Origin of the sequence: Lentzea xinjiangensis, assembly GCF_900110955.1 — a bacterium.
Classification (GTDB): Bacteria; Actinomycetota; Actinomycetes; order Mycobacteriales; family Pseudonocardiaceae; genus Lentzea; species Lentzea xinjiangensis.
In genome coordinates this window covers 26,629-39,748 of sequence record NZ_FOFR01000030.1, presented here as the reverse complement: position 1 = coordinate 39,748, position 13,120 = coordinate 26,629, and the positions used below count along the sequence as shown (strand labels likewise).

Genomic DNA, 13,120 nt, shown 5'->3' with positions numbered 1-13,120 from the left:
TCACGTGAGCGGTCATCAGCGCCGGTGTCGCTCGGGCAGGTGTTCACCGCGTCCAGGTGGTCGCGGGAGATCGCCTCGACGTCGTGGTCGCCGGCCGTCGGCGCGCCGCCGCCGGATGCAGCGGCTACGGCGTTTCGCCTGCTGTTCCTGGCCCGGTACGCCAAGCCGTGCACCAAGGCGAGCAGCACACCGCCGGCGAGCAACGGGACCCCGTAGGAGAAGCCAGGCCGCGAAAGCCGATCCGCAGCGTCGCGGCCTGGTCGGCTCGCGGCAGGTCGATGGTGATCACGCCCATCGGGCCGCGTCGCACGGGCACCTCCCGTCCGTCCACCGCGGCGGTCGTGCCGGGCCATGCGAGGGCGGCGAGCATCACCGTGCCCTCGCCCCGGTAGCGGATCTCCTCTTCCGGGCGCTTCGGCTCCCGGCGGTCCGCGACCACTTCCAGGCCTGGCGACGTCCACGACACCCGGCCGTCCGGCCACGGCGGCGACGCGTCGCGGCGGAACGCTGTCGCGTGCTCACCGCGGGACAGCACCCGCCAGCCCGCAGGAGGTTCGTCGATGCCGTCCGGTACGAAACCGTTGCGCACCAGGACGTTCTCAACGCGCAGCAGGTCCGCGACCGGCACACCGGTCCCTGGGTCGACCGCGAACAGGCGCCGGAACGCGTCGGGACAGGTGGCGCCGCTCGGGGTCATGCACAGGCCGTCGTTGAACTGCGCGTACCCGATGCCGGTGTAGGAGTTGAGGCTCCTGACCCCGGCGACCTCGTACACGTTGCCGACCAGGACGTCGCGCCAGAGCTCGTCGGGATGGGCGTCTGGATCTCCCGGCCACGCGGCCGACACGGTGAACGTGTTGCCCTCGTAGCGGGCGAACCGCTCCCGCAGCTCGCGGACGTCGTGCGGCAACCGGTAGGCGGTGAACGCCCCGTTGACGGGATACCAGCTCAGTTGGGCGAAGAGCACGACGGCCGTGCCGAGCACCAGCAGGGCGGGCAGCAGTCGTTCCCGGCGCATCGCCACGTACACCGCGGCCGCGGACAGGCACAGGAGCAACACGGCCGCCGTGACGTGGTGCAGGACGTGCTCGGGCGTGGCCGAGAACGCGAGCACGGCCTGCACGCCGATCAGAACCGCGGTGACGGCCGCCCGGTGACGCACCCTGTCGGTGTTCAGGCCCGCCGAGAGCGCGAGCGCTACGACCACGCACACCGGCAGGTACACGTAGTCCACGACACGCATCGGCCACCGGAAGAGCCAGATCTGGCTCTTCCGGTGGCGAAGAGTGCGTAGGCGGCGCCGAACACGAAGAGCGCTGACCTCGCCCGCAGGTTCTCGCGCACGGCCGACCACCGCAGCCACGGCAGCAGCGGCAGGACGAACCAGCCGAGGAACGCGTACGGGCCGCGAGGCGGAGGTTGTTGACGGACGCCTCTTCCGGCGTGTAAGTCGGCGAACTGAGGTTGAGCAGGTCGCCGAGCGCGGCGACCATGAAACCGCTGTTGGAGATCGACCGGTCACCGCGGAACGACACCTCACCGGCGAGCACGAGCGGGATGAAGACGACCACGGCGGTCATCGCGACGGCCGAAGCGACCAGCAGCAGCCGCAGGCACGACGACCAGCCGCGCTGCGCCACCCGTTCGACGAGCAAGGCGGCGATCACCGCGACGACGCCCAGGGCGCCGTACGGGCTGCCGCAGGTCATCCCCATGATTCCGAAGAACGCCGGCACCACCGGGGTCAGCCTGCTGTCGGCGCATTTGCGGGCGGCCCACCACAAATGCGGAACCCAGGCGAAGGAGATCATGCTGATCGCCCACCCGGAGGCGTCGAAGTACAGCGTGAAGCCCGCGAACGGCAGCAGCACGGCGACCGCCGCCGACGGCACCCGGCGTGCGCCGTACTCGCGGCACAACAAATAGACGCCCAGTGCCCATCAGCACCATGAACTCGAGCTTGACCATCGTCGCGGCCACCGCGAGGTCGGGCATCAGCGCGACGACCACGTAGTTGGCCAGCATGATGGGATTCCACAGGCTGAGCTGCGCCTCGGCGGCGATGTTGCCGCCCGGCCACATGTCCGGTGACAGCACCGGGAAGCGTCCGGCCAGCAGTTCGGTGCCGATGTGGTGCCAACCCGGTACGAACACGGCCGCGCTGTCGTCCCAGAAGTAGAACGTCTGCACGTTGGTCAGCGGAAACAGGGCGAGCACGAACGTCACGACGCACACCGCCATCGGCGTGCGCGCTGCATGAAACCTGCGCGACAACAAAAGGCCTCCAAAGTCACCTGCAGGCCGTGAACTCGCCGTGTCAACGCATATTCAGAGACAATGGAACTACGGCGCCACAACCGACGGCTCCCTCGCCGCCGATCGGATCGCCGGAATGATACACAAGAGAAATGAGGTGGAATTCATTCGTTTCCGGAAGGAATTCCACCTCATTTGGTCAGCGCTTGATGATCTGCGTGACTACTCGGCCGTACGCCGAACTCCACGTGCATTTGAGCTACTTGCGGCTGGACGGTGCGTCGTCACCGGAAGAAGAGCCGGGTGTGTCGCGAGCACCGCCGAAGACCAGGACGTCGTGACGCTTGCACAGCAGCCGGACCCTGTGCCGGCGACCGGGGAGCTTCTCTCCCGAGACGGCCGGCATGCCGCACATCCAGCAGCGTCCGCCCGACGCCGCCGGCACCCGCATGACCCCCGTCATCACCACCGCCTCGGAAACCGACCACCCCCACGGTGACGGCTCAGTGCTCATGGCGCAACGCGAAACCCGCCGACGCGGACATCAAGGCGACGTCGCGGCGGGCGCGGCGTCGAGGGCGTCTCTGCGCCGGAGCCAGATGCCGGTCTCCTCGCACAGGAGTGCGGCCAGGAAGAACGGTCCCAGCGCGCCCCCGATCCCCGCCGCCGCGAACGCGACGATGCCCTGGCCGGCGGCCAGCACCGAGCAGCCGTCGAACAAGAAGACGAACGCCGCGATCAAGTACAGGAGGCGGCGAACGCGCCGCCGTCGCCGCTGCCGGGCAGTGGCGGCGTACAGGTAGACCAGCTGCGCCATGAGGAGGTGCACCGCCACCAGCAGCGCGTACATCAACGCTGCGGTGATCGGCCCGCCGCCGAGTTCCGGCTGGACCAGGTGCGTGGCCGCGGCGGACACCACGATCGACGCGGGCACCACGGGCAGGCCGACGAAGACCAGGGTCCGTTGCACGCAACGCGGAGCCGCACCAGCGGGCCGCTCGTCGAAGACCATCACGCGAGCCACTCCTGCACGGGCGGCGTGCCGGGCAGTTCGGAGGGCCGGCCTGCGCGGTCGAGGGGGCGCACGAACTCGTGCCGGGCAAGCTCACGAACCTGGCCGGCGGTGGCCCCGTCCAGGGTGTCGCCGGTGCGTGGGAGGAGGACGTCGGCCTCGCCACGCCGCTGCTGAAGGAACTCGGTCACCTCAGCGGTATCGGCCCGCCGATGAGGCGGGTGGAGATCCCGAGTGGGCGACCCGTTCGGCTCAGGACGAGTTCGGAGTGCCCGCTCGCCCCGAGACCGGCCAGAACTGCACGCGCACCGTGGCGTGGCGTGAGTCTTCGGTGCGCCACGACAGCCGGGCCTGCCACAGCCCCGGAGCCGGTACCCGGATGCCGAGGGAACGAGTGCCGTGCTCGATCTCGTCCACGGACAGGTTCCCCGACTCGAGCACCATGGGCACGGTCTTGGTCCGGGGCCAGGTGTCGTCGTCGGGGAGGGGCGCGTCCCAGACCTCGACGTGCAGCGTGGCGGTGATGACGTCCACGTCGGCCTCCATGAGCACTTTGCCGCGGCTGGTGCTGACCCAGTCCCCGACGCGCAGAGGCAGTACGGGGTTGGGCTCCGCCAGCGACGCGTCGTCGAACAGACCGAGCAGGCGCCGGTTGACAGCTACTTCCGCCTGGTGGTCGCTCAGCTTGCCGGGGGACATGGTCGCCACCTCTTGTGGGCCACGGGGGCGCGGTGCGGCACACCGCGCCCCCGGTGGATCTACGGTCGAATGGGGATGAAGAACGCCTCGCGGTCGAGAATGCGGTCATTCTCGTACCACCTGCCGATGCGCCTGCCCGCTTCCTGGTTCTGCTCCGAGTTCACCCAGCGGACCGAGTAGTTGAGCTCGTTCTGCGGTTGTTCGTCGTGGTAGAACTGCGCGGCTCCCTCGTAGGTGGAAGCGAGGGCGTACTCGTCGCAGTCGTACGGGCCGCCGGTCGGCGGTTTCGGCGGCATCGCCACGGTGTCGCAGAAGTTGGTCGAGACGTCCCGGTTGTGATCGGCCCGCACGCGGTGTCCCTCGCTCTTCGCGCGCGGCAACCGGTGCAGCGGGTCGCTCGGCGTGGCACCGTGGAGGACCTTGTCGGGCTTGGTGGGCACGGTGGCGGCGGGGTTGGCGCGCGCCTCCTCGATGTGCACCGCGGCACCGGCCACGTCCGGATCGGACTTGGTGAAGGAGAACCCCGGCGTCGCCCGGTCGAAGACACTGCCCTTGGTGGACTGCTGGTTGTACCAGGCGGAGTCGAAGCGCATCCCGCCCGCGGGGCTTTCCGGGTCGAAGAGCTGCACCCACGCGCCGGGCAGGTCGAAGTCGTAGTCGAAGTAGAACTCCCCCACCGCGATCTGCTCACCCTTGTCCGCCGCCGGGGCGACTCCCTCGGAGCCGATGTCGAAGTCCGCTCCCCTGTTCACCCGCCACTCGGAGATAGGCCGCTCCGTGACGTCCCGCCCACCGGGGACGCAGGCGTTGTCGGGGTCCACCCCCGACGGCGGCTGCCCCGGGTAGTCACCGTCGCACTCGATCTCCGCCTCCATCGTGGCGCGGGGGTCGGCGAACGGGCCGGTCGCCTGCAGGACGTTGACGTCGAGGTAGAAGTCCGCGAACCGCCACTCGGGAAGGCCCTGGAAGTCCCAGCCCTCCTGCTTGCCGTAGCCGATCATGGTGTTCACCGACATGTACGTGCCGACCTGACGGCAGCTCGGCGGGAACAGACCGCACACGTACGCCGGCATCACGATGACGTGGTTCTGGCAGTACGAGTAGCGGTTCTTGATCCACCCCTCGTCGTTGTACGCCTCGCTGCCGCTCGCGGTGCACTCGCTGAACTCGGCGTAGTCGTAGCGATCGGACGGGAGACTGCCCCGCGGGAAACGCGACGAGTCCACGACGTAGCTGCGCGGCTCCGCGACAGCCGCCCGCCCGTGGATCTTCGACGGGCCGCCGTCGGCCGGCGAGATGCCCAGCCCGGACAGATCTCCGCGCTTGGCCAGTTCGTCCAGGATGAGCTGCGGGTTCTTCACCAGATGCGGATCGGTGATGACGTAGGGAACGACCTTGTACGTGAGTTGGTCCTTCTGCCCCGCGTTGTCCACAGGCTCGGCCGAAGCGGCCGAGGCGAACAGAACGGTCGCTACCGCCGAAAGCGCAACAGACATCAGAACTGATCTTCTTTTCACCACTATTCCCCCTGAGCGTGGTTACGAGACCCAAATGTCGTCTCGCCCCGACAGTCTCGACAGACCGGGAGAAATGTGTCTTTGCGTTGCGGCCGGACCACTCATATGGAGCACCGCGAGCTGAATTACCCGTCCACCGGAATGGCCGAACGAGCAGCAACCTGTCATCAGGTCATCCGACGTGAAGCTGCCGCAGGACCGAAGGGGGCTTTCGCAGTACCTGGATCACCAGGGTCTCCCGGAAGTTCGGGACGCCTGCGAATCTTCATGAGCCGGCTCCCGCCACAAGGCAGAAGCAACGGGTTCACGAAAGGCGCGCACAACGATGACGGAAAACCAGTTCACCACTCATGCAGATCTTTTCGACCTGAGCGGGAAGCACGCACTTGTCACCGGCGGCACCAGAGGAATTGGGATGATGATAGCGCGCGGCCTTCTCCAGGCGGGCGCCCGTGTCGTCATCAGCTCACGCGACGCCGACGCGTGCGCGGAGGCACAGCGGGTGCTGTCCGAATTCGGCGACGTTCGAGCGATTCCCGCCGACCTGTCCAGGCACGACGAGTGCCGGCGCCTCGCTGATCTTGTCGCGGCCGGCTCGGATCGCCTGGACGTCCTCGTCAACAACGCGGGAGCGATGTGGCGCGAGCCGCTGGAGACGTTCCCCGACGAGGCCTGGGACACCGTGACCGACCTCAACCTCAAGTCGCCGTTCTGGCTGGTGCAGGCGCTGCTCCCCGCACTTCGCAGGGCGGGCACCGCCGATGATCCCGCGCGGGTCATCAACATCGGCAGCATCGCCGCCATCCACGTCGCCGACTCGCCCAACTACTCGTACGCGGCCAGCAAGGCGGGACTCCACCAGCTCACCAGGGTGCTCGCCCGAGAGCTGGGCCCACAGCACGTCACGGTGAACGCGGTGGCACCGGGACCGTCCCCGTCGCAGATGATGGCGTCCACGCTCGAAGCCATCGGCGACAGGATCGCGGCGAAGGCCCCTCTGCGCCGGCTCGGCCGCGACGACGACATGGCGGGTATCGCCGTGTTCCTCGCCAGCCGGGCCGGGGCCTACCTCACGGGCGCCGTCGTCCCGGTGGACGGCGGCATCGCGACGACCGCATCGGGTACGTGACCGTCCGGGGGGTACCAGCAGGACCTCCCTTCGCCCGTGGACAAGGCCTACGGTGACGAGATGGCCACGATCGATCTGCGCACCGAGATCAAGGAGTTCCTGAGCTCGCGCCGCGCGCGGATCACACCCGAGCAGGCCGGACTGCCCGCTTACGGCGGTAACCGCCGGGTCAAGGGCCTGCGTCGCGAAGAGGTGGCCCTGCTGGCGGGGGTGTCGGTCGACTACTACGTGCGCATGGAGCGCGGCAGCCTCGCCGGCGCCTCCGACGGCGTGATCGACGCGGTGGCTTCCGCCTTGAAACTCGACGAGGCCGAGCGCGATCACCTGTTCCACCTCGCGCGGCAGTCCAGGGCGCCCGGCGGCCGACGCCGCCGGCGACCTGCCGTGACGGTGCGTCCGGCACTTCAGCAGGTGCTCGAGGCCATCACCGATGCGCCGGCTTGGATCTGCAACGGCCGTTATGACGTGCTGGCCACGAACCACCTTGCCCGCGCGCTGTTCTCACCGGTGCTGGCCGACCCGCGACGACCGGCGAACATCGCCCGGTTCGTGTACCTGGACACTCAGGCGGCAAGAACGTTCTTCGTCGACTACGACCGGATCGTCTGCGACGTGGCGGCCAAGCTGCGCATGGAGGCCGGCCGCAACCCGCACGACGAGGAGCTGATAGCCCTGGTCGGTGAGCTGGCGACGAGCAGTGAGCTGTTCCGGCAGCGGTGGGCGTCTCAGGACGTCCGGCTCCACCGGTCCGGACGCAAGCGCCTGCACCACCCGGTGGTGGGCCGGCTCGACCTGGACGTCGAGGCGATGGAGCTGCCCGCCGATCCGGGCTTGCTCCTGACCGTCTACACCGCGGCCGCCGGCACGGTGACCGCGGACGGCCTCGCCCTGCTGGCGTCGTGGGCGGCCAGCCAGGAGAGGCCAGCGGACGGGATTCGAACACCCGGCTGATGTTCCGGCCTTCTCGGTCCGTCCGGGCCAGCGCTGAACGAGTGACTCGATGTTGTTCCGCGAACCTCCGGCGTGCGGCTACTTGGACGGAGAATCCTGGCTCTGGCTATCCGTGCGCCTGCTCGCGGTTCACCTCCGCCTCGATGCATGCTGCAAGTTCGGCGAACGAGCACTTGGCGGGGGTATGCCGTAGCAGGCTTCCGAGAGCGATCGTCTTCTGTTCCCCGACTGCGGCGTTGAGCCGGTTCGTGGACATGACGTAGAAGTCCCACTGGTCGACGTCGAGCGGGTCCACCGCTGCCTTGTCGGTGGACGTGAGGACGCAGAAGACGTAGACGTCGGCTTGTCGTGCGCGTTCAGTGGCGTTGGTGTTCGTCGTGGCGTCCCAGCCGAGAGCCGGTCTGATGTCGAAGGAGATCGCCGACAGCCGCTCCTGCTTCCAGCTCTGCAGGTAGGCCGACGACTTCACCTCCACTCGCAGGCCTTCACCGGTCCGCAGGTCGGTGGCATCCCATTCCAGACGCGTGCCGCTGCCGACGCATCCCAGCGCCAGCCCGACGATGTACTCGGCGAGCACGCCGCGCATCGCGTTGCCGACGAGGTCGGAGCAGGCCCAGCTCCAGAAGCCGCGGAGGTTCGCACCGATGGCCCGGCCCTGCTGCGTGAACGGCTCGTCACCGGTCTTCGGCGTCACAGCGAGCGCGTCCAGGTTGTTCTGGGACAAGGGATTCTGCCTCTCGATCGCTTCCGGGTGCGGGCTCAACGCAGCCGCACCAACGCAGGCACCACGGTCGGTCGTCGAACTTGGTGGCTCAGTCGATGTTCGGGGCTCGAAAGTGCCACCGGTCATGGCGGCGCTGTCACGACACGGGTCCTCGGCAGCAGAACCAGGGCCATCAGCCCGCTGAGGACCGTAACGCCACAGGCCAGGTAGGCGGCGAAATCCAGCGACACCGCCTCCGCGATCGCTGGACCGGCAATCGCACCGAGAAACGTTGCAAGTGCCTCACCGGTGAACTGCACTGCGCTCACCCTGCCCAGCACCGCGTTCGGTGTGATGCGCTGCAACGCCGTCTGTGCGGTGACCAGTGCCGCCGAGCCGACGACGCCGATCAGCACCGCGGCGGGCAGGGCGGCAACGAGCGATCGGGAGAGGAAGAGCAGCACGAACGCCGTTCCCGTCGCCATCAGTGCGCCACCGAGCAGGTAGGCAGGCGGCATCCGATCGACCAGCCGCCGGATCAGGGGCGCCCCGACCAGGAAGCCGGCACCGAGTCCGGACATCAGCAGACCGGTCTGCATGCTGCCGCCCAACACCCGCACGCCGAACGGCACCAGCAGTGCGGACAACGACGCGTTCGCGGCCAGGAACACCGTCACCACCGCGAGCAGCCACGCGGCCGATCGTTCGGTGCGGAGGAAGATGACGCCTTCACGAAGCTGGGCGAAGAACCGGCCGGAGCTTCCCTCCTCGCGCGCATCAGCGGCACCCAACCGGGCAGTCATCACGATCGCGAGTGCGGACATCAAATAGGTCGCGAGATCGATCCACACCAACGCTCCTAACCCAGCGACCCCGAACAACGCACCGCCCAGAGGAGCACCGACCAGGCGCACCGTGCCGTCGGTGATCGCGTTGAGCGAGTTCGCACTCGTGAGGGCCGGGCCGGTACCGACGACCACCGGAGTGTGCGCCTGCGCGGCCGGGCGGAAGAGCACCGTGCCCACACTCTCCGCCACCAGGGCCAAGTAGACCAGCCACACGTCGCCGGGATCCCGCACGAGCAGCAGCAGGGCGACAGCGAGCGCTCGCAGCACGTCCGTCGCGATCATCAGCTTGCGCCGGTCCCAGCGGTCGGCGAGCACGCCCGCGACTGGCCCCAGCAGGACAGGCGGCAGAAACTCGGCGGCCAGTGTCAAGCCTGTGGCCGCGAGCGAACCGGTCAGCTGCAGGACGTACGCCGGGATGGCGACCACAAGCAGCCACGACCCGAGCAGGCTGATCAGCCGAGCGAACCAGAGCAGCCTGAAGTCACGAATCCGCAGAGCCGCAAGCACCACACCCCCAGAGCTATCCTGAAAGGATAGTCATCGAAAGCGATGTCCTGTCAAGACAGCTGATTCGACATAGGCAACCAAACAGATTGCCGTCTCGCACTGCTCAGATAACGCTCATCAGGTGCTCGTCCGCGAGTCAGACGGTTTTGCAGCGGTAGCACGACGCTCGGCTGCTTTCAGGCACGTCCAAGTGGGCGCGGGCGTAGCCGACGCAGATCAGGCCGGCCGGGTAGGTGTCGACAGCCCGTTCCCAGAACTCCCTGGCCGCTTCGGCGTCAACGCCTCGCACTCCGGTTCAGGGAATCCGGACTTCAGCGCCGCTTTCAGCCCCGGCGACCGTGGTCCACCGCTGCGGTGATGTTCCCCAGCAGCCGATGGACGCCCGACATGCCCGTCAACGCCGCAGCTTCGCCCGTAACCGAACCTGTCCGCAGACGGCAGGCCGAGCACGCGTTCGAACGTGTCCAGCGCCGCCTGGTGTTCGCCGCGGGAGTTCAGCGTGACACCGACAGCTATCTCGGTGATCAGGCCATCCCGCAGCGAGTGCCCTGGCATCGCGAGCGCACGGCGCAGGTGGTCGAGCGCCGAGTCGAATTCGCCGATCTCCCGGCAGACCACGCCGAGGTTGTTCACGACTGCGGAGCGGAGGCGGGTGTCCTCCGACTCGGACAGCAGCCGATCTGCCCTGGCGTACAGATCCCGTGCTTCCGCCATTCGTTCTGCCCGGAACATCACATTGGGCGGACCGTGCCGTCCGGAAGGGGCACGCACACGAACCACTCCGCACTACCGAGTCATGACGAGCGCCAGCGGCGTCGACGCGCCGGCTTCCTGCCGCGGATGCACGACTCCGTCACGGGGCGCCGGCAGCACTCGACGCGCTGATCGGCTCCGCCGCTCCGATCAGGTCGTCGCGGACGAAGACGCGTCCTGAATAGCGCAGGAACTTCGCACGGCCGGCAGCATCGGCGTCACCCAACCCGTAGATCTCATGCCTGCCTTCCTGCGGGACCAAGGTGATCAGCGCATCGTCGTTCAACGCGACCAGCTCGGCTTCGTCGTCCTGCTCTGATGACCGGCTCTTCAGCAGAACGCGGAGCCACGTACGGCCATCGGCATCCACGCGCACCACCCAATCGCCCAAAGAACAACGATAGGTGCCGGCAGCCCTGCGGGCGTCGACCGGTCGCGGACTCGCCGGTGGCACGGGAAGACTCGGCTGCCGCAGACCTGCCAGCTCGTGCAACAAGTGGTCGAACACGCGGCTGAACATCGGGTACACGTCCCCACCGTTGGTGAGCAACGCCACGGCGACACCCGCGGCAGGCACGACCCGCAGGAACGCCCGTTGTCCCATCGTGTGACCGCTGTGCCCCAGCACGACCGGCCCACCGTAGTCCGGGATCGACCAGCCGAGGCCCCAATGCCCGTCGATCAGCCCGGGTTCGGCCACCTCGGCATGGGGTTCTCGCATCGCGTCGTACTGGTCCGTCGACAGGTGGTGCCGGACGAAGCCGAGCAGATCCCGCGCGCTCATCGCGAGCATCGCGCCGGCGGGCGCCGTCGAAGGGACGAGCGACCACTTCTTCACCCGCTCGAGAGGAGCATCCGGCCGCGCACGCTCGTGCCCCACCGCGGGCCGGCCCAGGATCGCTTCCTCTATGCACGTCGCAACGTCGGCCAACCCCAGCGGATCAACCAGCCGTTCTCGCAGCACGGTGTTGTACGGCTTGCCCCGCAGAACCTCCACGAGCCTGCCGAGCACGACATAACCGCTGTTGCAGTACGAGAAACGTTCACCGGGTGCGGAGAACTGCGCGGCGGAGGAAAGCGTCTCGACGTACTTCTGCAGCACGTCCTCGTTCCGCCCGGTGTCGGTCCACAGGTCTCCGTCGAACCCACCCGTGTGGGACAGGAGCTGCCTGGGCGTGACCGTCTTCCCCGCGACCTGATCAGCGAGCCGGAACCCGTCCAGGTACTCGCACACCGGCCGGTCGAGGTCGACCAGTCCCTCGTTCACCAGCTGCACGACCAGCGTCGCGGTCCAGACCTTGGTGATGGAGCCGATCTGGAACATGGCGTCGGGAGTCGCCCGCGCACAGGTTGTCAGGTTGAGCACTCCAGCGGCCGCGTCGACGATCTCCCCGTCCACCAGCACCGCCGCCTGCGCACCGACGACCCCGCACTCGGCCACCAGGTCCGGCAGCGCCTCGGTCAGCCACTCACCAGCCGCCTGTGCTCGGCTCAGCCCTTCCCCGCTCCGCTCCACCCCAGCGCCTCTCCATCGGCCGGTCGCCCCACACCGCACAACCAGCGTTATGCCATGCACGCTTTCAATCGAACCTACCAATTTGGTTGCTCCGCGTACCCCGCCATCGAAGTGCAACTCGGCTTGGCCCACCAGAAGTGGCGCTGGCTCGGCGAATCGGCTCGGAGTGCGTGCCGCACGCGAAGTGACGTCGGCGGATGCCCGCACCCCTAGCGCGGGCATCCGCCGATGAGGTTGCCAACACGCGCTACTCGATCAACATTGATCGGCTACTCGGCGCTTGGGCGGCCCGGGACTGTGCAGCGAGCGGATCACCCAGGTCGAGGGACCGGACCTCGGCTCGGCTCTGATTCATCGACACGACCACGATCCTCACCACCGGCCTGCCCGGTCACCCTGTACGTCGAACCCGTGGTGCCCGCACCCCCAGCGCGGGCACCTGTCGAACAGGTTGCCGTCCCGCGCTACGCAAACGGAACTCGTCGGCTACTCGATCTCCTGACCTGGGGCTTCGACTCGGTGATCGCAGTCCGGAGACCTGGCCGCCAACGCGAGCAAGTGCTCAGCGAACGCGTCGATGCCGCACAGTTCGGGATCGAGACCGAAGTGATCCCGAATCTCACACCACAGGTACTCCGACAGCGACGCCCGAGTGGCACCGTGGATGAGCTTGTCCCGGAGCGGAGTGAGCAGACAGTCGTACTCGTCGTCGACGAGGTCGGCGACTCCGATCGGATCCCATCGGTTGAGCAGACAACGCAGGTGGTCCTGGCGGAAGCCGTCCGCCTCGGGTGCATCGGTCATCTGGAGCGCCGTGACGTGACGCCGCCGCTGAAAGGGTTGTCGGGCAATGATAGGGGCCGTGATCAGTGCCGACGCGGCGGGGCACGTTGATGTCGGTCAGCTCGGGACCGGCCGGTTCGCGAGGGCGGGCGGGGGCTTCTTCGCGGACACGCAGCCCGACGACGAGCAACTTGTTCTCGTCCAGCACCGTCGCGAGCGGACGGCCGAACTCGCGGCCGGTGGCCGCCGCCTGGTGCGGGTAGCCGACCCCCAGGCCCAGCACGAGACGGCCCTGATGTGCCTCGGCCAGCTGCGACGCGGCTTCGCGCAGGTCATCTGCCAAGAGGACGTGGTCGTCGACGGTTAGCCCGGAGGCAGGCGACCATCGGGCCTGGCCCCGCAGGAAGAAGTGCCCCTTCCTGCGGGGCCGGGGCCCGGCGGCGCCG

15 protein-coding genes are annotated in these 13,120 nt (G+C 68.2%); 3 read left to right on the top strand and 12 right to left on the bottom strand.

Going from position 1 to position 13,120, the window contains the following annotated elements; genetic code table 11:
- Positions 1 to 124 precede the first annotated feature (124 nt).
- The 7 genes from BMW88_RS37750 to BMW88_RS37720 form a co-directional block, all read right to left on the bottom strand.
- Positions 125 to 1,243 carry a hypothetical protein gene (locus tag BMW88_RS37750; protein ID WP_089960967.1) on the bottom strand — a complete coding sequence of 373 codons (1,119 nt, stop codon included), beginning with the start codon at positions 1,241 to 1,243 and terminating at the stop codon, positions 125 to 127.
- A 293-nt stretch (positions 1,244 to 1,536) separates the two neighbouring features.
- Positions 1,537 to 2,226: a hypothetical protein gene (locus BMW88_RS41430; RefSeq protein ID WP_143116445.1), complete on the bottom strand. Its 690-nt coding sequence runs from the start codon at positions 2,224 to 2,226 to the stop codon at positions 1,537 to 1,539.
- Positions 2,227 to 2,515: 289 nt separating this feature from the next.
- Complete coding sequence (locus tag BMW88_RS37740; RefSeq protein WP_089960960.1) at positions 2,516 to 2,770, bottom strand: hypothetical protein; 255 nt, start codon at positions 2,768 to 2,770, stop codon at positions 2,516 to 2,518.
- A gap of 30 nt (positions 2,771 to 2,800) precedes the next feature.
- Positions 2,801 to 3,271, bottom strand: coding sequence for a hypothetical protein (locus BMW88_RS37735; protein ID WP_143116444.1), 471 nt, complete (start codon positions 3,269 to 3,271; stop codon positions 2,801 to 2,803).
- A complete protein-coding gene (locus tag BMW88_RS37730) occupies positions 3,268 to 3,459 on the bottom strand; it encodes a hypothetical protein (RefSeq protein ID WP_089960955.1) in 192 nt (63 codons plus the stop codon). Before BMW88_RS37730 ends, BMW88_RS37735 begins: the two co-directional genes overlap by 4 nt.
- 61 nt (positions 3,460 to 3,520) lie before the next feature.
- Positions 3,521 to 3,967, bottom strand: a complete 447-nt coding sequence (locus tag BMW88_RS37725; RefSeq protein WP_089960951.1) for a hypothetical protein — start codon at positions 3,965 to 3,967, stop codon at positions 3,521 to 3,523.
- A 59-nt stretch (positions 3,968 to 4,026) separates the two neighbouring features.
- The gene (locus BMW88_RS37720) at positions 4,027 to 5,463 is read right to left on the bottom strand and encodes a tetraspanin family protein (RefSeq protein WP_089960948.1); all 1,437 of its coding nucleotides are present in this window, start codon (positions 5,461 to 5,463) and stop codon (positions 4,027 to 4,029) included.
- Between the two features lie 346 nt (positions 5,464 to 5,809).
- Between BMW88_RS37720 and BMW88_RS37715 the strand changes: the two genes are divergently transcribed.
- Together BMW88_RS37715 and BMW88_RS37710 are read left to right on the top strand one after the other, a co-directional pair.
- On the top strand, positions 5,810 to 6,613 hold the full coding sequence (locus BMW88_RS37715; protein WP_089960944.1) for an SDR family oxidoreductase: 804 nt from the start codon (positions 5,810 to 5,812) through the stop codon (positions 6,611 to 6,613).
- 60 nt (positions 6,614 to 6,673) lie between these two features.
- Positions 6,674 to 7,564, top strand: a complete 891-nt coding sequence (locus tag BMW88_RS37710; protein ID WP_089961146.1) for a helix-turn-helix transcriptional regulator — start codon at positions 6,674 to 6,676, stop codon at positions 7,562 to 7,564.
- A 106-nt stretch (positions 7,565 to 7,670) separates the two neighbouring features.
- On the opposite strand, the gene BMW88_RS37705 is transcribed toward BMW88_RS37710, so the two are convergent.
- The 5 genes from BMW88_RS37705 to BMW88_RS37685 all read right to left on the bottom strand — a co-directional run bounded on the left by BMW88_RS37705 (position 7,671) and on the right by BMW88_RS37685 (position 12,695).
- Positions 7,671 to 8,288 (bottom strand): hypothetical protein, encoded by a 618-nt coding sequence (locus tag BMW88_RS37705; RefSeq protein ID WP_089960940.1) that lies wholly within the window; start codon positions 8,286 to 8,288, stop codon positions 7,671 to 7,673.
- Between the two features lie 122 nt (positions 8,289 to 8,410).
- Entirely contained in the window at positions 8,411 to 9,625 is a 1,215-nt protein-coding gene (locus tag BMW88_RS37700; RefSeq protein WP_089960938.1) for an MFS transporter, read from the bottom strand.
- Positions 9,626 to 9,838: 213 nt separating this feature from the next.
- On the bottom strand, positions 9,839 to 10,354 hold the full coding sequence (locus tag BMW88_RS37695; protein WP_089960935.1) for a tetratricopeptide repeat protein: 516 nt from the start codon (positions 10,352 to 10,354) through the stop codon (positions 9,839 to 9,841).
- A gap of 121 nt (positions 10,355 to 10,475) precedes the next feature.
- Positions 10,476 to 11,891, bottom strand: coding sequence for a serine hydrolase domain-containing protein (locus BMW88_RS37690; protein ID WP_245778332.1), 1,416 nt, complete (start codon positions 11,889 to 11,891; stop codon positions 10,476 to 10,478).
- 486 nt (positions 11,892 to 12,377) lie between these two features.
- On the bottom strand, positions 12,378 to 12,695 hold the full coding sequence (locus BMW88_RS37685) for a hypothetical protein (protein ID WP_177221614.1): 318 nt from the start codon (positions 12,693 to 12,695) through the stop codon (positions 12,378 to 12,380).
- A 58-nt stretch (positions 12,696 to 12,753) separates the two neighbouring features.
- On the opposite strand from BMW88_RS37685, the gene BMW88_RS42520 reads away from it, so the two are divergent.
- Positions 12,754 to 13,041: a hypothetical protein gene (locus tag BMW88_RS42520; RefSeq protein ID WP_177221613.1), complete on the top strand. Its 288-nt coding sequence runs from the start codon at positions 12,754 to 12,756 to the stop codon at positions 13,039 to 13,041.
- Positions 13,042 to 13,120: the final 79 nt, after the last annotated feature.

Coding starts and splice junctions, on each gene's coding strand:
- BMW88_RS37740 (WP_089960960.1), bottom strand. CDS start 2,770: ATGAGCACTGAGCCGTCACCGTGGGGGTGGTCGGTTTCCGAGGCGGTG.
- BMW88_RS37720 (WP_089960948.1), bottom strand. CDS start 5,463: ATGTCTGTTGCGCTTTCGGCGGTAGCGACCGTTCTGTTCGCCTCGGCC.
- BMW88_RS37695 (WP_089960935.1), bottom strand. CDS start 10,354: ATGTTCCGGGCAGAACGAATGGCGGAAGCACGGGATCTGTACGCCAGG.
- BMW88_RS37685 (WP_177221614.1), bottom strand. CDS start 12,695: ATGACCGATGCACCCGAGGCGGACGGCTTCCGCCAGGACCACCTGCGT.
- BMW88_RS37725 (WP_089960951.1), bottom strand. CDS start 3,967: ATGTCCCCCGGCAAGCTGAGCGACCACCAGGCGGAAGTAGCTGTCAAC.
- BMW88_RS37750 (WP_089960967.1), bottom strand. CDS start 1,243: ATGCGTGTCGTGGACTACGTGTACCTGCCGGTGTGCGTGGTCGTAGCG.
- BMW88_RS37715 (WP_089960944.1), top strand. CDS start 5,810: ATGACGGAAAACCAGTTCACCACTCATGCAGATCTTTTCGACCTGAGC.
- BMW88_RS37710 (WP_089961146.1), top strand. CDS start 6,674: ATGGCCACGATCGATCTGCGCACCGAGATCAAGGAGTTCCTGAGCTCG.